Source organism: Zobellia uliginosa, from assembly GCF_900156625.1.
GTDB lineage: Bacteria > Bacteroidota > Bacteroidia > Flavobacteriales > Flavobacteriaceae > Zobellia > Zobellia uliginosa.
On the sequence record NZ_FTOB01000002.1, the window covers coordinates 181846 to 202246 of the forward strand.

General features: G+C 43.1%; 18 protein-coding genes and 1 pseudogene. 12 read left to right on the forward strand and 7 right to left on the reverse strand.

Features of this window, described 5'->3' with window-relative positions; translation table 11 throughout:
* The first annotated feature begins 6 nt into the window (after positions 1-6).
* From BW980_RS05595 to BW980_RS05630, 8 genes are all read left to right on the forward strand, one after another.
* Complete coding sequence (locus tag BW980_RS05595) at positions 7-1371, forward strand: RagB/SusD family nutrient uptake outer membrane protein (RefSeq protein WP_076453974.1); 1365 nt, start codon at positions 7-9, stop codon at positions 1369-1371.
* 38 nt (positions 1372-1409) lie between these two features.
* A complete protein-coding gene (locus BW980_RS05600) occupies positions 1410-2852 on the forward strand; it encodes a CBM96 family carbohydrate-binding protein (protein WP_083690370.1) in 1443 nt (480 codons plus the stop codon).
* Between the two features lie 47 nt (positions 2853-2899).
* Positions 2900-3646: a glycoside hydrolase family 16 protein gene (locus tag BW980_RS05605; protein WP_139327616.1), complete on the forward strand. Its 747-nt coding sequence runs from the start codon at positions 2900-2902 to the stop codon at positions 3644-3646.
* Between the two features lie 46 nt (positions 3647-3692).
* Positions 3693-4454 carry a 6-phosphogluconolactonase gene (locus BW980_RS05610; RefSeq protein ID WP_076453976.1) on the forward strand — a complete coding sequence of 254 codons (762 nt, stop codon included), beginning with the start codon at positions 3693-3695 and terminating at the stop codon, positions 4452-4454.
* Between the two features lie 82 nt (positions 4455-4536).
* Positions 4537-6045 carry a family 20 glycosylhydrolase gene (locus tag BW980_RS05615; protein ID WP_083690371.1) on the forward strand — a complete coding sequence of 503 codons (1509 nt, stop codon included), beginning with the start codon at positions 4537-4539 and terminating at the stop codon, positions 6043-6045.
* Between the two features lie 45 nt (positions 6046-6090).
* Complete coding sequence (locus BW980_RS05620) at positions 6091-7569, forward strand: sodium:solute symporter family protein (RefSeq protein ID WP_076453978.1); 1479 nt, start codon at positions 6091-6093, stop codon at positions 7567-7569.
* Between the two features lie 4 nt (positions 7570-7573).
* Entirely contained in the window at positions 7574-8722 is a 1149-nt protein-coding gene (locus BW980_RS05625) for an N-acetylglucosamine-6-phosphate deacetylase (RefSeq protein ID WP_076453979.1), read from the forward strand.
* A gap of 55 nt (positions 8723-8777) precedes the next feature.
* Positions 8778-10370 carry a beta-N-acetylhexosaminidase gene (locus tag BW980_RS05630; RefSeq protein WP_076453980.1) on the forward strand — a complete coding sequence of 531 codons (1593 nt, stop codon included), beginning with the start codon at positions 8778-8780 and terminating at the stop codon, positions 10368-10370.
* Between the two features lie 68 nt (positions 10371-10438).
* Here BW980_RS05630 and BW980_RS05635 read toward each other — a convergent pair whose 3' ends face one another.
* Positions 10439-11503 carry a serine hydrolase domain-containing protein gene (locus BW980_RS05635; RefSeq protein ID WP_076453981.1) on the reverse strand — a complete coding sequence of 355 codons (1065 nt, stop codon included), beginning with the start codon at positions 11501-11503 and terminating at the stop codon, positions 10439-10441.
* Between the two features lie 296 nt (positions 11504-11799).
* Between BW980_RS05635 and BW980_RS05640 the strand changes: the two genes are divergently transcribed.
* A complete protein-coding gene (locus tag BW980_RS05640; RefSeq protein ID WP_076453982.1) occupies positions 11800-12402 on the forward strand; it encodes a collagen-like protein in 603 nt (200 codons plus the stop codon).
* A gap of 217 nt (positions 12403-12619) precedes the next feature.
* Here BW980_RS05640 and BW980_RS05645 read toward each other — a convergent pair whose 3' ends face one another.
* The 3 genes from BW980_RS05645 to tcmP all read right to left on the reverse strand — a co-directional run bounded on the left by BW980_RS05645 (position 12620) and on the right by tcmP (position 15131).
* On the reverse strand, positions 12620-13195 hold the full coding sequence (locus BW980_RS05645; RefSeq protein WP_076453983.1) for a DJ-1/PfpI family protein: 576 nt from the start codon (positions 13193-13195) through the stop codon (positions 12620-12622).
* Between the two features lie 352 nt (positions 13196-13547).
* A complete protein-coding gene (locus BW980_RS05650) occupies positions 13548-14273 on the reverse strand; it encodes a DUF5131 family protein (RefSeq protein ID WP_076453984.1) in 726 nt (241 codons plus the stop codon).
* Complete coding sequence (tcmP, locus tag BW980_RS05655) at positions 14274-15131, reverse strand: three-Cys-motif partner protein TcmP (protein WP_076453985.1); 858 nt, start codon at positions 15129-15131, stop codon at positions 14274-14276.
* Between the two features lie 413 nt (positions 15132-15544).
* Between tcmP and BW980_RS05660 the strand changes: the two genes are divergently transcribed.
* The gene (locus tag BW980_RS05660) at positions 15545-16606 is read left to right on the forward strand and encodes a LamG domain-containing protein (protein ID WP_076453986.1); all 1062 of its coding nucleotides are present in this window, start codon (positions 15545-15547) and stop codon (positions 16604-16606) included.
* A 211-nt stretch (positions 16607-16817) separates the two neighbouring features.
* Here BW980_RS05660 and BW980_RS22775 read toward each other — a convergent pair whose 3' ends face one another.
* Both BW980_RS22775 and BW980_RS05665 read right to left on the reverse strand, forming a co-directional pair.
* Positions 16818-17057, reverse strand: coding sequence for a DUF1963 domain-containing protein (locus tag BW980_RS22775; protein ID WP_245799964.1), 240 nt, complete (start codon positions 17055-17057; stop codon positions 16818-16820).
* Positions 17044-17649 (reverse strand): annotated as a pseudogene (locus BW980_RS05665) (DUF1963 domain-containing protein); the annotation flags it as partial. The gene BW980_RS22775 and the pseudogene BW980_RS05665, both read right to left, overlap by 14 nt.
* A 326-nt stretch (positions 17650-17975) precedes the next feature.
* Here BW980_RS05665 and BW980_RS05670 point away from each other — a divergent pair.
* Entirely contained in the window at positions 17976-18731 is a 756-nt protein-coding gene (locus BW980_RS05670; protein ID WP_076453987.1) for a ThiF family adenylyltransferase, read from the forward strand.
* A gap of 37 nt (positions 18732-18768) precedes the next feature.
* Here BW980_RS05670 and BW980_RS05675 read toward each other — a convergent pair whose 3' ends face one another.
* Positions 18769-19527, reverse strand: a complete 759-nt coding sequence (locus BW980_RS05675; RefSeq protein WP_076453988.1) for a response regulator transcription factor — start codon at positions 19525-19527, stop codon at positions 18769-18771.
* Between the two features lie 162 nt (positions 19528-19689).
* Here BW980_RS05675 and BW980_RS05680 point away from each other — a divergent pair, with 162 nt between their 5' ends.
* Positions 19690-20373, forward strand: coding sequence for a hypothetical protein (locus tag BW980_RS05680; RefSeq protein ID WP_076453989.1), 684 nt, complete (start codon positions 19690-19692; stop codon positions 20371-20373).
* Positions 20374-20401 lie beyond the last annotated feature (28 nt).

Consider the following 20401-nt stretch of genomic DNA (forward strand, 5'->3'; position numbering starts at 1 on the left):
AGGACCATGAAAAATTATAAAAAAATACTTTCGCTCATTCTTATGGCAGGAATATTTTCTTGTTCCGACGATATATTGGATAAGGATCCCCAAAGCGGTTTTTCCGCCTCGGGTTTCTACCAAACCTCAAGTGATGCCCAGGCCGGGGTATACGGTATCTACGATGCCGTTCAATCTACATTTTCCCTGAACTTTTCCTTTTGGGGAGAGGGTAGGGCCGATGCGGTCGATACAAACCACTCGGGCGACCCATTGCTCATGAAGCAGAATGCCCTGAACAAAACCATGACTTCGGCCCGATGGAACAATTTGTATGAAACCATCAGCCGGGCCAACTATGCCATAAAATACGTACCGGGTGTTTTTGAGTCCGGAAACGATTTTAGCGATCAGTTGGTTGGGCAGGCAAGGGCGCTCAGGGCCTTGTCTTACTTTTATGCCGTACGTGTGTGGGGCGATGTGCCCATGATATTGGAACCCTACGAAAGTTCGGAGCAAGGCTTCTTTGTCGAAAAAACCAATAAAGAGGTCATTTTAGACCAAATAGAAGCGGACTTGTTGTTTGCCGCTGAAAATTGCCGTGAGAGTTTTGGAGGGGAAAGAGATCGCCTCTTGATCACCCAAGGTTCGGCCTATGCCTTGCTAACCCAAGTGTATATGTGGAGGAACAAGTACGAAGAGGCCGTAGACGCTGCCGAAAAAGTGATGGGCAATAGCTTGTACTCCTTGGTGGGGATAGGGGACTGGTCAAAGATTTTTTCGACCGGATTTTCAAACGAAAGCATTTTTGAGATCGGTTACGATGAAACACAGACCAACAATTTAAGGGTACTTTACGCATTGGGCTCCGATAGCCACTATTTCCCCAGTGAGACCTTTAGAAATTCCTTTGAGGAAGGCGATTTGAGAATGGACCTTATTTATGATGTGACGGCGGAACAGCCTAAAAAGATCTGGAAGTTTTTTGGACAAGGCTTCAACGACGAGAGTTCGGATCCCTCCGATAAAAATATAGTAATGGTCCGCTTGGCCGATATTATGCTTTTAAAGGCCGAGGCCCATAATAAATTGGGGCAGGTAAACGAAGCTTTGGGACTCTTGAACATTATTCGAACCAGGGCAGGTCTGGCCGAGCTGACCCAAGACGATGCCATAAGTGCCTATGGCGATGTAGAGTCGGCCATTTTGCACGAGCGCTCCATAGAGCTTTCATTTGAAGGCCACCGTTGGTTCGACCTAGTGCGGACGGGTAAGGCCATTGAGGTGATGAACCCGATCAATGGCTTAAGCGATGAGGCCAACTTGGTGTGGCCATTGCACGAAGACGCCCTAAATAGAAACCCCAAACTCGAACAGAACGCTTTTTACTAGAATCCGGTTCATTTATGTGTTCAATAAAAAAATAAAACATGAAAAATCATATCATAAAATTCACAAAACCCGTTCTGCTTGCCGCCGTTTTTATAGGTGGGGTTTACAGCTGTGAGATCCAAGAAAACTTTGAGTATCAAGAGTCGGGTATAGACGGTAAGTTAGAGATTTCCGCTTGGGAATTTATTAAAAGGGATACCTCCTTGTCCATGTTCGAAAGTGCCATAGTCCGTGCGGAATTACAAGACTTCTTTAGCGATAGCGAAACGAGGACCTTTATCGCGCCTACCAATACCGCTTTTTCCGAATACCTAGAGACGAATTCCTATGCATCTATAGATGATGTGCCCTTGCCTATTTTGCGCAACGCCCTTAAATACCACATTGTAAATGATAAGGTATTGTTTACCGACCCGAAGCTGTTCGAGAACAATAAGCCTTTGCCCTATAGCACCGAGAACGGGCAAACCATGTATTTGTCGCATAACAGTAACTTTATCGGGCTTATCAATGAAGGCACGAGCAAACAATGGGAGATTTACAGTTCGAACATAGAGCCTTTGGGCGATGTGGTACATGTGGTAAATTCCATAGTGTATTTTTCGGCCCCTTCAGGCGATTTGAACGTTCCCGATCCTACCGTAAAAACCGACACCATTTTTCCGATACACGACACCTACGTCAACGGTGGAAGCCAGTCTGGGGCCAATTTTGGTTCTAATGTGCTTTTAAAGGTAAAGAATGTTGATGGTAACGGCGATTATGATAGAAAGGCCTTTTTAATGTTCGATTTGAACGATTTTGACGAAGAAGGGGTAATTACCGATGTAAAACTTGAGATAGCGGTAAAGTTCACCCATGCCAAAGGGGTGGCCTTGGACCTCTATGCCGTACAGGATACGCTGTGGAACGAAATGGGACTCACCTTTGACAACGCCACCTTCCCTACCGATGACCCGATAGCCAGTCTTACGACCACCAAGGTAAGCGCGTTTAGCTATGACCTAACGGATTACGTGACCGGTTTGGGCGGTATGCAACGTGTGGCCTTTATGCTAGATGGTGAGGCGGGTACCAACGAAACGGACGAATTTGGTTCTAAGGAAAATACCGATTTTAATGGGCCCATGTTGATCGCTACCCTAGGTTCGGGCAACAGTTTTCTTGAATTGGAGAAAAACAATGGTTTTACCGTAAACACGGGTGAAGCCTTTGTTTGGAATTCCGATGTTCTTGAAATCTCTGGGGCTTCCAACGGTGATATCATTTATACCGTAGAAGCGATACCTCAAAACGGATGGTTGATCAAAGGGGCACAAACCTTGCAGGTGGGAGATAAGTTTACCCAGCAAGATATCGATTTGATGAACTTGGTCTACATCAATAACGGATCGGGTAGTGCCGATCAGATCGGCTTATCGGCCAAAGACAGGGTCGGGTCGGTCATAGATCCGTTCACCTTGGAAATCCTTATTCAGTAATACGTTTAAATATTCACATGCAAATACAAAAAGACAAAATGTATGCTATGTTACGAAAAGGTATGTTCGGTCTTTTTGTAGTACTCGACCTTTTTGCCCTTAAAGCCTGTAGTGGCCCGGAAGCCCCCCAAGAAACCCCGGTTCAACAATCGAATCGGATCATTGAGTTTTCCGGGCACAAATGGCTGGTCCGTAATTCAAATAATGATAAGCAGGGGCCGGGCCCCAACTACTTCTTAGACTCCGAAGAAAATGTTTGGGTCGACGATGAGGGGCGCTTGCACTTGAAGATTATTAAAAAGGAAGGCATTTGGTATTGCTCCGGGGTGACCTTGCTACGGTCGCATGGGTATAACAAATATGTCATGTATGCCTCGAGTAGGCTGGATCAAATCGATGAGAATGCGGTCGCGGGATTTTTCGTGTACGGAAACGATACCGAGGAAATAGATATCGAGTTTTCCAAATGGTCAAAAACCGAGAATGAAAATTCGCAGTTTGCCGTACAGCCGTCTTCGAAAGTTGACAACAAGTTCCGGTTCAATATGGAATCGGAAAATGGCTTGTCGACCCACTTTTTCGATTGGAAGCCCGATCGCATCGAATTTGCCAGTTTTAACGGGCATGTCGATGTAAATTTAGAAGAACCCCTAAATCACTGGGTGTACAAGGGCGCCGATATTCCGCCCGACGACGAAGAAAGATTAAAAATAAACTTATGGCTTTTTAAAGGAAGTAGTCCATCGAACAACCAAGAGGTCGAAATCATTATCGACAGAATCGAAATTTTATAGGCTCATAAAAGATGTGGCCTAAGCGCAATAAAAAATAGAAACAAAAATGCTAGATTACGCAAAAAATATTAATGTCTTTCCTTCTCGGACTGAAGCAGGTACAGCGGCAGGAAAGGCAATTGAAAAGCATATCCTAAAATTGCAGGAAAGACAAGAAGTGGTACGTATTATTTTTGCGGCCGCGCCTTCGCAAGACGCTATGTTGGAATACTTGGCGCAATCCCCCTCCATTCGGTGGGATAAAATCGTCGCCCTGCATATGGACGAGTATATCGGGTTGCCCAAAGGGGCCCGACAACATTTTTCCAAATACCTCGAAGACCATCTTTTTTCTAAAGTGGGCCTAAAGGAGCGGTTTTTAATAAACCCCCATACGGATTTGGACGAAGAGCTCGAACGGTATTCAAAATTGGTCAACGAAGGCCCAATAGATTTGGTTTGCGCCGGTATTGGCGAAAATGGCCATATTGCATTCAATGACCCTCCGGTAGCCCACTTTGATGACCCTGAAACGGTCAAGATAGTAACCCTTGACGAGGGATGTCGCCAGCAACAGGTGAACGATGGCTGTTTCGCCAGCTTGGACCAAGTGCCGGAAAAGGCCTTGACCTTGACCATTCCCGCCCTGATGAAGGGCGAGAAATTGTTCTGTATTGTTTTGGGCGCCAAAAAGAGCGAAGCGGTAAAAAACTCCCTCTTGGGGCCGATCACTACCGAATGTCCGGCTTCGATATTGGCAACCCATGCCAATTGCGAATATTATTTCGATGAGGATGCCTACCAAGGGGTGCTAAAGGTGTCGAGTTAAATTTTTAAATTAAAGAACGAACTATCCTATGAGGTCAAAATATATTTTACATTCAATCGCGGTGTGGCTTGTACTCCTTGTGATGCCCTTACACTTTCAGGCCCAGACATCGGGGAATAAACGAACGGATGATTTTGCCATTAAGGGCTTTCATATTGATCTACGGATTCAGGTAATGACCCCCCAGGCCTTAAAGGATTTTGCAACGGAACTTTCCGGTTTCGGAATCAATACCTTGGTGATGGAGTGGGAAGGAACCTATCCCTTTAAAAATCACGCTACCATTTCAAATAAGTACTCCTACACGCGTGAAGAGATAAAAGATTTTGTGTCCCATTGTGATAGTCTAGGCATACAGGTCGTGCCACTTCAACAGAGCTTGGGCCATGTAGAGTATATTCTCAGAAACCCCCGGTACAGCATCTTGAAGGAAGACCGAAAAGACATTTCGCAATTGTGCCCCATGCAGGTGGAGGCGAATATAGAGCTGTTTTCGGATCTATTGGCCGATTTGTCGGAAACCCATAATTCCGATTACATACACCTTGGTGGCGATGAGACCTATTTGTTGGGCCATTGTTCCTTGTGTAAGAAAAAGGTAGAGGAAGAGGGAAAGTCGAAATTGTTCGTCGACCATATGAAGATGGTGGCCGAGGCGGTGATCGCCTTGGGAAAGAAGCCGATTATTTGGGCCGATATCATTTTAAAATATCCCGAGGCTGCGGCCGAGTTGCCCGAGGAGACCATTTTTATCGACTGGAACTACGGCTGGAAAACCAATCATTTTGGGGATGTGGCCGGACTTCAAGAATTGGGCTTCACCTTTTGGGGCTCCCCCGCGATCCGCTCCCATCCCGATAATTGGTACGGAACGGGCTGGATGACCCATTTTAAAAACCAAAGGGATTTTATTCCCTACGCCCGGGAGGCCAACTATAAAGGCCTGGTCATGACTTCGTGGTCTACCAGTGGCGTATACGGCTTTACATGGGACGTAGGCTATGATGTGATGGATATGGTGCAAATGCGAAATACTTATCCCATGGCGGGTTTTCGTATCCTTATCGCCAGCTATGCCCATGCCTTGAAAACGGAGAAGCCCTTGGATATCGAAGGCTTTGTTAGGGATTACGGCAAGAAAAGGTTCGGCTTGAACCGGGCCGATAGTCAAAAACTTTGGGATTTCTTTTCGGCCAATCCCGAACCGATTACCAACGGCAAAGCTATAAAGAGTGGCAGTATTGAAGAGGTGGAGGAGCGCTATGGAAAGATAAGGGAGGCCATAAACAGTGTCACGCCCTCAAAGAACGTCAGGGAATTTGAACATTTTAAGTTGATGGCCGATTTAAGGATGCACTACCTAAATTTTAAAAACATTGAGGCCCGCTATAACGCCAAGGGGTTTTCCGTTGCCGATACCCCCGAACTGCTTAAGGCCTTGGACCAGGTCTTAAAAGATGCCGAAGCCCTCGATAAACGATTTATAGACCTCAATAAAGGCTTTCTGTACGATGCCGAATTACAAGAGCAAAATGCCTTAAGGGTCGAGCCTGTGAAAGGACTCTATGACCGCTTGGCCAAATTAAAATAAGTGGATGAATATCGTAAAAACAAATTTTTGCCCTAAATAAGTAAGATGCAGCTACTCGATTGGATTGTTTTATCATTGTACTTTTTAATGCTTTTGTCCATTGGCCTGTGGTCTTATTTTCGGGTAAAGAACGCTGCCGACTTTTACACGGCCGGGGGGAATTTACCCTGGTGGCTATCGGGTATCTCGCATCATGTTTCCGGTTATAGTGGGGCCGTGTTCGTGGCTTATGCCGGTATTGCCTATACCCACGGCTTTAGTCTCTATGTGTGGTGGGCCTTTACGGTGGGCCTTGCTACCCTCTTGGCCGCATTCTACATTGCGCCCCGTTGGTCGAGGCTGCGGATTTTCTCCGGGATCCAATCCCCTACGGAATACCTCCTAAAGCGGTACGACCTAAAAACCCAACAGTTGATCGCCTGGTCGGGGGCTATCATAAAAATCTTCGACACAGGGGGGAAACTTGCCGCCATAGCCGTTCTACTGAATGTGTTCAGCGGAAGCTCCATCACTTTCGGGATTATCTTGGTGGGTACTATTTCCCTCGTATATATAACCATAGGGGGACTCTGGGCGGATGTGTGGAATGATTTCGGACAGTTTATTGTACAGCTGCTCGCCGGAAGCACCATGTTCGTCATGATCATTATGAAATTAGATGATGGTATCGCAGGTATCTTTACGATGTGGGAGCGCTTGCCTGTCGAAAATTCCAACTTTTTTAATAGCCCCTATACCTTTGGCTTTGTGATTGTCATCTTGATCATCAACTTTTTTAGCTATAGCGGGGGTACCTGGAACCTGGCCACGCGCTTTATCTCCTCAACTTCTGGGGAAACGGCAAAGAAGGCGGCCATTCTATCGTCCATACTCTATTTTATTTGGCCCTTGGTCTTGTTTTACCCCATGTTCGCCTCGCCACTTTTTCTAGAGAACCTGGCGGACCCCACACTTTCTTACGGAATGATGGTAAAGCAATTTCTGCCTACGGGCTTGGTCGGACTCGTTCTTGCCTCACTTTTTGCGAATACCCTGTCTATGACGGCATCGGACTCGAATACGGTTTCCGCCGTTATCAGTCGTGATATTCTTCCGGTGCTATTTCCTAAAATAAGGGCTTACGATAACAAAAGCTTATTGCGCCTGGCCAGGCTGACTACCTTTTGCTTTACGGCCCTTACCATAGTGGTCGCATTGAATTCCAGTCATTTTGGAGGTGTTTTTGGCTTGATCATCAGTTGGTTCGGCGCCCTCTTGGGGCCCATCTCCATCCCTATGATCCTAGGCCTGTTGCCTATTTTCGCGAAAAGCGACGGAAGGGCGGCCCTGATATCCATTGTGGGCGGTTTGGTGACCTTTATACTGCTGAAATTATTCCCCATAGATTCCTTTGCCCTAGAGATCGGCGCCCCTACCTTGGTGTCCTTCCTTTTGTTTGCGGTATACGGATTTTTAAACAAGGGCGAAGTGCCGAAAGAAGTATTGGAATTGCATAAAAATTTGGCGAAGACGGATAAAAACTAAAGTAATGAAAGCGAATTTTAAAGGTCAACATTACCGAACGGGAAAGCCTATCGACATTCGTGTTAATGGGGGAAGGATAGTGGAGGTGGAAGAGGGTCTCGCTAGTGAGGGCGAATTTTATTTGGCCCCGGGCTTGGTAGACCTTCAGGTCAACGGATTTAAGGGAATCGACTTTAATAGTGGCCTATTGACGGCCGATGAGGTTTGTGAACTCACCCGTTTTTTATGGGAAGCCGGGGTCACTACCTATCTTCCGACCTTGATCACCAATTCCGACGAAGGCATAGCCAAGGCCATAGAGGCCATTGTTGCCGCCTGTAAGGCCGACGAAAGGGTGAATGCCTCCATCGGGGGGATTCATTTGGAAGGCCCTTTTCTATCGGCTGAGGACGGTCCACGGGGCGCACATCCTTTAAAACATATAAAAGCCCCGGATTGGGAGCTCTTCCGTTCTTGGCAAAAATTGGCCGAAGGCAGGATACAACTCATGACCATGGCCCCCGAATGGCCGGAAGCCGAAGGCTTTATCAAAAAATGTACGGCTTCGGGCGTATTGGTGTCCATCGGGCATACCGCCGCCAGTCCCTTACAAATCCAGACCGCCATAGGGGCGGGCGCAACCATGTCGACCCATTTGGGCAACGCTACCCATTTATCCTTGCCCAGACACGAAAACTACATTTGGGAACAGTTGGCGTCCGACAAGCTATGGGCCTCCATTATCGCCGATGGCTTTCATTTGCCAAAGGCCATGCTAGAGGTGTTCGTCAAGGTAAAGAAGGGGCGGTGCATTTTGGTGAGTGACTGTACAAAGTTTGCCGGCCTCGCTCCGGGATCCTACGATAGCCATATTGGGGGACGTATAGAATTGAGCAAGGAAGGCCGATTGTTTATAAAGGAAGAACCAAAAATGTTGGCCGGTTCGGCCCAGTCCCTCGCTTGGTGCGTTGACCATTTGACGAATTCGGGCATTCTTCCCCTGTCGGAAGCTCTGGATATGGCTTCCGTAAAGCCTATGGAGTTGTTAGGGGCGAACAAGGCCCTGGGATTGACCAAAGGGGCTAGCGCGGACTTCATCGTCTTTGAACGGCGCGCCGATACCATCGAAATTGTAAGGACGGTTAAGTCCGGCGCAACGGTTTACCAGCGCTAGGGCCACTTAAAACACAAAGTAGAATCAAAACACAGTACATAAAAATATTTAGTATATGAAGCTTTCCAATTCCTTTTTTATAGTTCTTGTCCTATCCGTTTTTTCAATGCAGGCTAGGGAAGAAGTCACCATCATTCCACAACCTACGTCACTGGCATATGGCGAAGGCTCCTTTCTATTGAAGGCCAAGATTTCCATAATAAGCGATGGGAACCTGGGGAATGAAGCCAGCTATTTGGCAAAAGTACTGGAGGCAGGCTTTGGGCAATCGCCCCGAATAAAAAGCAAGGGCAAGGGCATTGGACTTTTTCTAGAGGAAAGCCTGTTGTCGGAGCTGGGCAAGGAAGGCTATATCCTGTCGGTCGGAAAAAAGGGGATAACCATTAAAGCAGCTACCAATACGGGGGTGTTCTACGGCATCCAAAGTTTACGACAGATGCTTCCCCCAGATTTCGGCTATGTAGCACCCGTGGAAGGGGTTACTCTTCCGGTTTTGGAAATAAGCGATAGCCCCAGGTTTCCTTGGAGGGCATTTATGTTGGATGAATCCAGGCATTTTAAGGGTAGTGAGACGGTCAAAAAGATGTTGGACCAAATGGCCCTCTTGAAGATGAATACCTTTCACTGGCATTTGACCGATGACCAAGGCTGGCGGATCGAGATAAAAAAATATCCGAAGCTCACGGAAATCGGTTCCAAAAGAAAGAACACCCAGGTGAGCCGAAAGAGTGAGGAAAGAACAAAAGAACCCCATGAAGGTTTTTATACCCAAGAGGAGATCAAGGAAATCATCGCCTATGCCAAGGCCAGGCATATCACCATAGTGCCTGAAATAGAAATGCCGGGTCATGCCAAGGCGGCAATTGCGGCCTACCACTGGCTGGGGACCTTGGGAACCACGACGGAAGTTCCTGCCGTATTCGGAAAAATGGACGATTCCTTCAATATTGGGGACGAAAGGGTAGTGCGTTTTCTTAAGGATGTCCTCGATGAGGTAATGGCCCTTTTTCCAGGCTCCGTAGTGCATATTGGGGGAGACGAGGTGAACTATACGCCTTGGGAGACCCATCAAGATATCGTAAGTTTTATGAAGGAAAAGAACCTCAGTAGCCCTGCTGATTTACAGATTTACTTTACCAATGAAATATCGAACTATATTGACAACGCCGGAAAGCGAATGATGGGGTGGAATGAAATTATGGGCGATGATATACATGGGGAACGCAAGCAGGAAACCGTTCAAACGGAGAAACTGGCAAAATCGGCCATCGTACACTTTTGGAAAGGCGATTTGCAATTGATCAATCGGGCGGTGCAAGAGGGCTATGACGTGGTGAATTCGAATCACTGGGATACCTACTTGGACTACACCTATAAAAGATTGCCCCTGTCAAAGTCCTACGCCTTTGATCCCATTCCTGAAGGCTTGGACCAAAAGTACCATGCGCGTATTTTAGGTTCGGGCACCCAAATGTGGAGTGAATGGATCCCTACGGTAGAAAGCATGGAAAAGCAAATTTTCCCGAGGCTGGCAGCCTATGCGGAGGTAGGGTGGACCCAAACCGACAATAAGGATTTTGAGAGGTTTCGGCGCGCCCTAGACGATTTAAAAATTACTTGGGCCAAATCAGGTATCAGTTTTCACTAGGAACAAGAAAAATCCCCTGCCATGGAGGTAGGGGATTTTTATTTTTTTAAACGCGTGTTGCGCCTTGATCAGTTCAATAAAAATTCTAGGAATTCATTGTCCTCAAAGGTATCTTCTTCGAGTGTGGTCTGCCGGATGATAACCGTTTTAAGCGAGGGTATCAAATACATCCTGTTTTTTCCTGCTCCCAAACCGCCAATGATCTCGGTATACCCATGGTAGTACATGATTCCGCCCGATGAACCATCGGGAGCGGCATCGAGGGGATTGAGTCCATAACCGTTTACATTGTTCAACCAGCAAAAATTACCGTGTCCCGGGTTGGGTCCCGTGGCAACGAACATATCTTCCAACAGCGACGTTTCGATGATTTGCGTGCCGTTATAGTTGCCCTTGTCGATCATAAACTGTCCGAACTTCACCCAGTTTCTCGGGGTTAGGTAGCAACCATTGGGAATGTTGGGATTTCCGGCCTCGTCATGGGTCCAACTCTCATACTCCAATCCGATTTTATCGAAAATTTCAGATTCAAGGTATTCCAATGGGGTTTTGGTAATGCCCTTCTCCTGTAATTTTCGCTCTAAAAGAACCCCGAATATATAATAGTTGCTCGGTCCGTAAGAGAATTTTTCGCCGGGGGTGCTTACCATATTCAATTCGTCAATGGCATATTGATATCTATCGCTCTCATCGGATATCGTCATAAAATTTTGGGAAAGTCCGGAAGACAGGGTCAAAAGATGCTTTATCTTGATTTCATTTTTTCCCGGGTGCAGACCGGTGTCTTGCCATTCGGTGATGGTGTTCGAAACGTACTCCTCGTAATCGATAAGGCCCTGTTGTTTGGCCAATGCGGCAACAGCCGACCAATAAAGCTTGGTCGCACTGTAAATATGGGGCGCGGTATCTTGGTCGGCACCATTGTGGTAATCTTCAAAAATAAGGGAGCCGTCCGTCATGACCAAAACGGCGCTTCCCCCTTTTTCTTTAGAGTAGTTGGCCGCATCCGATAGTTGTTCGGTGGTAAAGGGGTCTTCGGCCTCCGGAACCACTTCGTTAGCGTTGTCATCGCTGTTGGAACAGCCGATCGGAAACAAGGATATCATCGAAAGTATAAAAAAGTGCTTCTTCATGTTATATCGGTTTGTGGGTTGGACTTAAAAAAACGAATTTGGTTTGATCTAGTGGACTATAAGGTGTTTTTCTTTAAGGGGTTAGCTTCCGTTAGGAAGTAAAACGATCTTATCGGCATCCTTATTTTATACATGTTTTTTTCTTTTAAAGGTGAGGGGTGGGGCGGCCCCTTTAAAGCACTACAGAGAACCTGCCGAGGTTGGGCATATATCCTGATTTTTTGTATCTCAAACATACGGGACTCTAACGAAGGGGGAGAGGCTTAGTTTTGCAGGGATACGATAAAATTTCAATTATGGGAACAAAGGGTGTATTGTACGGCTTACTTCTGGTCTTATTGCTTATCTCTTGCTCAAAAGACGGTAATGATGGGGCCATGGGCCCAATGGGACCCCAAGGGGAAACAGGGCGTGCGGGTATCGATGGTCGGGATGGTGAAGACGGGGTCGACGGACAGGATGGAGAGCAGGGGGAAACCGGTACGGCAAATGTCATTTCTTCCGAATGGTTTACCCTCGATTTTGGGGAAACCCCAATAAATGCAATTAATGCATCCGATAATATGAATGTGCCCGACTTAGACCAAGAAATTAGGGATAACGGTTTGGTGACCGTATTTGCCCGAAAAAGTAATGGTGGCGATTACCTGTACTTTCAATTGCCCTATCATCGGTATAATCCTGATTTTCAATATTATTCCATCAAATTGTTTTCTGCTGTAGATGTATTGAACATTAGTGTTTCAAGTGTGGATGGTAGCGATATCTATACTCCCTACCTCACGGAATTCAGGTATATCATAGTACCCAGTGGTATAGCCGCCAAGGGGCAAGCATCGGTAGACTACGCGAAGATGGGCTACGAGGACCTGTGTAGGCACTTAAACCTCGACAAGTAAAAGCCCTCCATAGGAATAGGTGTTGTATTGCAGTTGTGGGGACTTTCGCCCTCCAAGAAACATCCCCCGCCCTGTGCCCCCACCTTCGAAGCAGTGCACTGAGCCTGCCGAAGTGGGGGATTTTAGCACGAGCGTGACGCTTGCGCTAGCGGGGGTGTTTAAATGTTTCGTGTTCGATTGCCCTACAATAAGCTTCCTTGGAATTTGTAGTACCGTTTTACAGGGTAATGCTAGCTCCCATAACTTTTAAGAATTCGCGGATAAAGCCGGGGTGTCCGGGCCATGCAGGGGAAGTAACCAGGTTACCGTCTACAAATACCCCATCTGCGGGAATATCCTGAAATTCGCCACCGGCCAAGGTCACTTCGGGCCCAACGGCAGGATAGGCGGTAAGTTTTCTACCCTTTACCACATTGGCGGCCGTTAATATCTGAATACCGTGGCAAATGGCCGCTACGGGCTTGTTGGTCTCAAAAAAATGGGTGGTGATCTCTAGCAGTCTTTGGTTCAGCCTTAAATATTCGGGGGCCCTTCCGCCGGCAATCACCAAGCCGTCGTAATCTTCAACGACTACATCGTCAAAACTATAGTTCAGGGCAAAATTATGGCCCGGTTTTTCGGTATAGGTCTGGTCGCCCTCAAAATCGTGGATGGCGGTCTTAACGGTATCGCCCTTTTTTTTGTCGGGGCAAACCGCGTGCACTTCATAGCCTACCATTTGCAGCATTTGAAAGGGTACCATGGTTTCATAGTCTTCAGTAAAATCTCCGGTTAGGAACAGTACTTTTTTCATCGTTCTATTTTTTGTTTATGCTTTGTTAAAAGTGGATACGGACACAGACCTAAGATGAGGAGGGAGGTCTGGTCGTAGCAACTAAATTAGGCAATACGCAGCTAAAAATAGAAGGGCAACTATTAAAAAAAAGTGAAGGTTTAGTTATGTATCGATTGGGTGGTTGGGGCGTGTTGCAATTTACATCCCCCGCCCTGTGGGCAGCCCCTTTAAAACCTTGTACTGAGCCTGTCGAAGTAGGGGGTGGCACGAGCGTGACGTTTGTGTTGGTGGGGGACAAGGCAAAATAAAAATTAACTTTGGTGAATTGAAATGTGGTCTTTCTTAGGATACATTATTGCCAATAGTGATTTTACACACTTTGTTGTAATTCCAATTCAGGGATTTCGTCATAAGTTCGTCCGTTAAGTACTCGACCATTTTTCTTTTTATTTTTTCCGCCCCATTGTTTGAAGAAAAACGCAACATCTGCTTCTTCACATTGTTCTTGAATGTCAATAACCCAATCAGAATCCATTGGTCTTGGCGTATGTCCACTTTCTCCACCAACAATAACCCAATCAATTTTATCTAAATTAAGGTTTGGTAAAGGTCCGATTAAAGGTTCAAGAGATAAAAATTTCACTCTCGCATTTGTTTTTCTTAAAAAATCAATTCTATTTTCAACTTTCTGTTCTTCGACCGAAACACCCATCCAAATATTATGTGACCATTTTAATTCCTTGTGAACTTCCAGAAGTCTTTCCGCTCGTTTTGTCAAAACTTGAAAAACATGCCTTGGATTTTCATTCATTACATTAAAAACCTTCTTGATAAACTCTAAAGGAATGTCTTCATGAAATAAATCACTCATTGAATTCACAAAAACTATTTTGGCTTTTTTCCAAGTATATGGAACTTTCAATTCTTTTTCGTGAGTTCTGACTTTAAAATTGTCCTTGTATTTATCAACCCCCATTGCTTTTAAGCGTTTAGACATAATTTCTGCATAGCAAAATTTGCATCCTTGCGATACTTTGGAACAGCCTGTTGTAGGATTCCAAGTCATTTCTGTCCATTCTATGCTTGATTGTGCCATTTAATTTGAGGTGTTATATTTTTCTATTATGTCGTTTGCAATCTTTCGAGCGGTTTTATTATTTGAAACCATATAAAAATGAAACATTATTGAGTTAGATTTATTTTTGAGAATATATGGATTTGTTACGAATGTAAATAATTCTTTAAGTCTTTTCTGATATAATTCAGCTGACCTTTCTATTGCTTTTTCTTCTTTGTTTGTAACAACTTCATCTCCAAATAAAGTAGGCACAATTGTTTGTGAGTAAAAATAATCTAGGATTTCTTTTTTGGGCATTCCGAGAAAAGTCTCCAATCTCATTATCCACGCATCAGAAATTCGACCATCTTTTTTCAATAATCTATTAACACCCATTCCAGTTGGAACTAATATCCAAGCATCAACTTTTAATTCTTGTAGAGCAATTAAAGATTTCCAATTCACTTGCATTCCACACGGGTCGATATAAGCTAAAACTCTATACTTTTTTCCTTTTTGAGTTTTAAGAAATTCTGACATAGATTGTATTTTCTCGTTACAATCAGTATTAACTACATTTATTGTTTTGTGGTTGTAGTTTTGCACCACTTTTTCTATTAATTCATCTGCTTTTTCGATTTCCTTTTCAACAAAATAGTATCTATCAAAAGGTCTTGGCTCATCAATATCTAAAATTCGTTTCGTTGCACCAATTATTATTTTTTGATTTTCATCATTCCCTTTTTTTATAAATCCACTACCTGCAAATCCATCAAAGTAGAGTAGTTTCCAACCAAATCTATCTGCAAATTTGTCCATTATTGTCAGATACGCTTTCGCATATTCAACAAGTATTTCTATTTTGGCTTCAGTCCAATCTCCTCCGAATTTATTCATTTAGTTAGCGGTTAGTTTTGCATTAACGACAACAATCATATATGTGTGTAATATACATATATGCCTCTATATTTAGTTGTGAAACAAGTTCTTAGCGGTTTGAATTCAAGCTAATATAAAAATTCTTACAATCCCGTTCTTACAGAAAAGCGTAATCCAATAAGATAAATTGGTTTTGTGTTGGGGAGAGGGGCGATTTTCGTTCTCTAAAGGAACACCCCGCCCTGTGGGGAGCCCCTTTAAAACCTTGTGCTGAGCCTGTCGAAGTGGGGGTGACACGAGCGTGACGCTCGCGCCAGCAGGGGGTATGTACTCCCCAAGAAAATTAAAGTAAAACCATATGTCTTAATCTTTAATTCATCAGAACAACTCCCGTTTATGGCGTTTTGTTAGTTTTAATAAAAAATAACATTATGATCAAAGTATTGAGACCTATATGCTTGGTATTATTGACTGCTACTTTTGCATGTGGTAATTCTAGCGATATAGATAACGATAAAGGGCAAGAACAGGTAAAAAAGCAGGAGGAAGCGCAAGGGCAAAGCAATGATTTGGATAAGGAAAATGGAAAAGATACGCCCAAACCTACTTTTTTGCCCAATCAAGACCCTAAACCCGATAATAAAAAATGGGTAAAAGTTGAGGGTGTTTCGGATGAGTTTAACGGCAGTGAATTGGATTTTGACAAATGGAACCTGACTCCTGAATTTATATGGAAGGGCCAAGATAGAGGTTGGTACGGCGGAAGTAGGTCTCTTTTTGAAGCGGATAATGTAAGTATTGGCGATGGGTTTCTAAGAATTGAAGGAGAAAAGTTCGATAGCCCTAGGTATTCGCCTAAAGATAATACCAATATGGCGCCACAAAGGAGATATGGGGGAGCCTATGTGTATGGTAAGACCTTGGCCGAACCAGGATATTATATAGAGACCAGGATGAGAGCCAGCAAAACGGCTATGTCTGCGGCCTTTTGGTTAAAATCGGAAACAAAACCGTGTGAGGAAAACTTGAACAATGGTGAAAATCTTGAGATAGACATACAAGAATGTGTTGGCGTTTTTACAGGCGAATTGGGTGATGAATGGACAAAAGATGACTGGGCGGTGAACGCGCATTGGGATCGCATATTTCATTACAATACCCATAGACATAATAGTCCGTGTAGCAACATAGGAGATAGACAGACACGAGGAGGTAAAGCGAATTTCGATAAAAAGAACTCCGAAGAATTTCATATTTACGCGGCCTATTGGCACGTCGATGGTAGTCAAATCGATTTCTACATTGATGGTGAATTGGAAAAATCGGTTACTCCCGTAATTCCGTTTAAAGGCGCTTTACGTTTAATAATGTCGAGTAACTTCTATGATTGGATAGAGGAGACCACAGCGGAAGAAATGGGTTTTAACAGGCCATTGGAAGACCGGTACACCAAATTTGATTGGGTGAGGGTGTGGAAACTTGAAGATTTATAAAAACTACTTTTCAACGGTATTCCGTTGGTGTTTTTTAATGTTCGTGAGTTGCTTGACTTGACAGCACAAATAATCAAGGTATTTCTGTTTATAGTCGAGAGCTAAGAGGACCTTACTGTTTTTGATTTTTTAGAAGGGGAATTTAGTTCTAAATTCAATATTTGCATTTCCCCTTTTCGTATATTTTATACCCTTGGCGGACCGTCACTTTTTAGTGACATTGTAGGGTGAATTTGATTTTTTCTGATTTTTCTTCATAGAAAACATAAATTAATCCAACATCTCCCCACATTAATCCAGCATTGTCTTCCGAGTCTATTTGAAACAATAGTTTTAGTGGGTTTCCTTCGCTGTCTGTTGGTGTAGATTCTCCTTGAACCCATTTGGGATATCCCCCCAAGTTGGCTTTGATAATCTTGTTCTCCAATAAGTTTAGTAACAATTTGGTCATAACTACCCCAAGGTTCGTCTTCGTCTAAAACACAAGACATTTTAGAGGCATTACGGCAATATAAATCTATTCCTTCCCAGTCAGGTAAAGATTGGGTCGAACTGAACTTTATTTCGCAATATCTTGATTTTTCTAGTTCACTTGGTGTATCGATAAGCTTGATATTTCCTTTTTCAATTTTTTTATAAATTTTCACCAACCATCCATCGTCTGAAGTGTCCCAAGGCATCTCATCCCAATCGTAATAGAATTGAATGAGCTCTATACTTTTCGGTAGTTTTAAATCGGTAGAATTGAATACTTGAAAAATGAATTCTAAATTTTTGCCCTTTTTATTTGTTGGCCATACTTCACCTTTTTCAAAATAGGGCCGGCCACCGAAATGTGATATAAATTGAGCATTTTCAGGCGGTCTTGAAGCTGATAAAACCTCCAATTTCGTTGCGGTTCTAATTAAGGGTTTTACCAAATTCTCCAGGTCGGAAATCGTCTTTAAATTCAATTGGTTTAGTTCATTTCGATATTGGTCAAAATGCGATTCAGTTTTCGGTTTTTCTTTTTTACCACTAAATAAATTCTTCCAAAAGCTCATTCTTTACAATCTGGTTTTTATATGGTATACAGCGGGAGTCCGTCTCAAAACCGCCCTCGATTTTGAATAAATTTAATCAATTTCTGCTATAAGGGATGTTGCTTTTAAGGAGAGTTCACAGGGCAGTTATATGAAGGGGAAGCGCGAGAATACCGTAGGCCCTGTTTTCAGAACGTTGATAAAGTTCATGGGACACGGAAAATAAACACCATAGGAATGGCACAGGCCAACAAGGTGATGCAACTCTCATCTGCTAAAACTACACTTATGGGTAGAATAGTATTCTTTTCTAAGTACTAATTTTGTGAATCAAACCATATAAAGGAATGCAAGAACGATATCAACGAAATAGGATATATATTGATGATAAAGAGCAAGAAATTGTTAAAGATTATCCGATAATCCTGGCCGGAAGTGGAATAGGGAGTGTAATTGCCGAATGTGCCTTGCGTTTAGGGTTTGAGAATATCACCATTATAGATGGCGACAAGGTAGAACGATCTAATTTGAATCGGCAAAACTATACCGAAGACGATATTTCTTCTTCGAAAGTAGAGGCTATAAAGTCCAGATTAAAGGCTATTAATAATGAAGCTAATATCAAGGTTTACAACAGTTTTATAACAGAAGCCAATGTAGAGGAATTTGTAAAGGGCCATAAAGTAGCCATTAATGCGCTAGATTTTACGTCGGATATTCCATTGCAATTTGATAAAGTTTGTCAAGAAAACAATATTCCGGTAATTCATCCGTACAATTTAGGGTGGGGCGGACTTGTTACGGTAATTGCACCCAATAGTATAGGTTTATCTGTCATTGCAAAACCAGATGAGAAATTCAATGAGGTAAATATGGTCGAATACATGTCAAGTTATATGAGGTTCTGGGGAAACCCTCAAGATTGGATAGATGAGATCATAGAGAAATACAAAAGCGAAAAAGAAAGTCTGCCACCACCACAACTTTCAATTGCTTCTTGGAAAGTTGCCGCTATGTGCACCCATATTCTTTTTAATATTGCTACGGGAAAACCGGTCAAAAAATTTCCTGAATTTTATTTGTCGACCATATTAAATTCTTGAATATAGGTAATCTTATATTTGCCCCGACCTCAAAACCTTAAATGAGCTTATTATTGGTGGCATACATGATAGCTTCCGATATGTTGGTCACTTCTAATTTGTCGAATAACTTTCTTCTGTGAAATTTTACCGTATCGGGCGATACGTAAATTGATTCGGCTATCTCGTTTATAGTTAAACCTCTAGTCGACAATTGCAATATTTCTTTTTCCCGGGATGAGAGCTTTATTTTTTCATCCGCTTTCCAGAAGTCACCCTCTAGGTTATACTTGAAAATTTTATGATTTCCCTTTTTATAAATTTTAATATTCCCCGCTTGTCGTTCGGCCGATAAGGATACAATACATACGGCTTTCCATATTTTGCCGTTTGCGGTCAAAAATATTGGGGTCAATTTTTGATTTATTAGAATGATTTTTCCTTCTTGGTTTTTTATGTGGAAGTCATATGAAATGGTATGTTCCTTGCGTTCTTCTAAAGGAATTCTGTCATAAAACTCGAAGCCCACCTTGTTGATTTTAATGAGTAAATCCAAATCGGACTTAACTACATACTTGAAGTAGAAAGCATATCCCATCTCCTTGATTTCTTCTGCCGTATGGCCACAAAGGAACAAGGGATTGTCCGAGACGTATTCAAACCCTCTTTTTTGATAATCAATTACATATATACTTTTGTAGGTGGCTCTTGAGAAGGCTTTTATAGCTTCTAAATAATCTAAGGCTTGTCCTTGGTTTTCTTTTGGGATTTCACCAACTGAATTCTTAAAGGAAAAGAAATCTTTCATGTCAGTCATAGAGTCGGTTTGGTGTAGGTTTTTGTGGTTATAAATATAGCTTTTTTCTTATCATTTTGAAAACTACACTTTTGTATAGTTTCAGATAATCAACTAAAAACTACCATTTTGTGTAAACAAACATTACTGAATGCCTAATAGATTTGGAAGTAAAACAAGAATATGATACATCCAAAGAACTATTTAGAAAGATTAGGGGCAGATTGTCTATACGACTTGGCCAAGTTTGTGGTCAATGAAAATTTCAAGCACCACACCAGTAGCGTTTATCCAGAAAACTATACAAAGGAAATAGGATCTATCTTGAAAGAAGAGAAAGATTATTTCAACAATGCCCAGATTTTTGTTTCTAAGGATGAGGACAATTCCATAATAGGATCGATCAGGGTATTACGGTGGAATTATACGGACGTATTGCCTATACAGAAAATATTCGGCATTAATCCATTGCTCCTAAATGGCCATTATATTAAAAGTTCCATTTGGCATATTGGCAGGTTTGCCATAAAGAAAGGGGTAAATGATATTAATTTATTTAAGAGACTTATGGTCTGCGCCATAGCCCCTATATGTCAAGATAAAAATGCCGTAGTCTATGCAGAATGTGACAGTAAACTTTTAAGGGTAATGTTGGCGTTGGGGATCAAGGCCGTGCCTGTAGAGAAACCTCTTAATTATCTAGGCTCTGAAACTATTCCGGTGAGTATGCGGTACAACGGCCTAATCGATTTCTATAATAAGAATAGGTCTTTGGTTCCTGTAGATTTTTTAGGTTCTACCACTGCTCAGCAACTACCTAAAAGGGTAGTTTCCCAACCTCTTCAGCATAACTACTCTTTAGTGTAGAGAAGTACAAAAGACAAACATATAGTTT

What these genes read in the sequence shown, in the direction of transcription:
- BW980_RS05620 (WP_076453978.1), top strand. Translation starts at nt 6,091, where the DNA reads ATGCAGCTACTCGATTGGATTGTTTTATCATTGTACTTTTTAATGCTT.
- BW980_RS05625 (WP_076453979.1), top strand. Translation starts at nt 7,574, where the DNA reads ATGAAAGCGAATTTTAAAGGTCAACATTACCGAACGGGAAAGCCTATC.
- tcmP (WP_076453985.1), bottom strand. Translation starts at nt 15,131, where the DNA reads ATGAATAAATTCGGAGGAGATTGGACTGAAGCCAAAATAGAAATACTT.
- BW980_RS05640 (WP_076453982.1), top strand. Translation starts at nt 11,800, where the DNA reads ATGGGAACAAAGGGTGTATTGTACGGCTTACTTCTGGTCTTATTGCTT.
- BW980_RS05605 (WP_139327616.1), top strand. Translation starts at nt 2,900, where the DNA reads ATGTTACGAAAAGGTATGTTCGGTCTTTTTGTAGTACTCGACCTTTTT.
- BW980_RS05675 (WP_076453988.1), bottom strand. Translation starts at nt 19,527, where the DNA reads ATGACTGACATGAAAGATTTCTTTTCCTTTAAGAATTCAGTTGGTGAA.
- BW980_RS05680 (WP_076453989.1), top strand. Translation starts at nt 19,690, where the DNA reads ATGATACATCCAAAGAACTATTTAGAAAGATTAGGGGCAGATTGTCTA.
- BW980_RS05670 (WP_076453987.1), top strand. Translation starts at nt 17,976, where the DNA reads ATGCAAGAACGATATCAACGAAATAGGATATATATTGATGATAAAGAG.
- BW980_RS05660 (WP_076453986.1), top strand. Translation starts at nt 15,545, where the DNA reads ATGATCAAAGTATTGAGACCTATATGCTTGGTATTATTGACTGCTACT.
- BW980_RS05610 (WP_076453976.1), top strand. Translation starts at nt 3,693, where the DNA reads ATGCTAGATTACGCAAAAAATATTAATGTCTTTCCTTCTCGGACTGAA.
- BW980_RS22775 (WP_245799964.1), bottom strand. Translation starts at nt 17,057, where the DNA reads ATGACCAAATTGTTACTAAACTTATTGGAGAACAAGATTATCAAAGCC.
- BW980_RS05600 (WP_083690370.1), top strand. Translation starts at nt 1,410, where the DNA reads ATGAAAAATCATATCATAAAATTCACAAAACCCGTTCTGCTTGCCGCC.
- BW980_RS05615 (WP_083690371.1), top strand. Translation starts at nt 4,537, where the DNA reads ATGCCCTTACACTTTCAGGCCCAGACATCGGGGAATAAACGAACGGAT.
- BW980_RS05650 (WP_076453984.1), bottom strand. Translation starts at nt 14,273, where the DNA reads ATGGCACAATCAAGCATAGAATGGACAGAAATGACTTGGAATCCTACA.
- BW980_RS05645 (WP_076453983.1), bottom strand. Translation starts at nt 13,195, where the DNA reads ATGAAAAAAGTACTGTTCCTAACCGGAGATTTTACTGAAGACTATGAA.
- BW980_RS05595 (WP_076453974.1), top strand. Translation starts at nt 7, where the DNA reads ATGAAAAATTATAAAAAAATACTTTCGCTCATTCTTATGGCAGGAATA.
- BW980_RS05635 (WP_076453981.1), bottom strand. Translation starts at nt 11,503, where the DNA reads ATGAAGAAGCACTTTTTTATACTTTCGATGATATCCTTGTTTCCGATC.
- BW980_RS05630 (WP_076453980.1), top strand. Translation starts at nt 8,778, where the DNA reads ATGAAGCTTTCCAATTCCTTTTTTATAGTTCTTGTCCTATCCGTTTTT.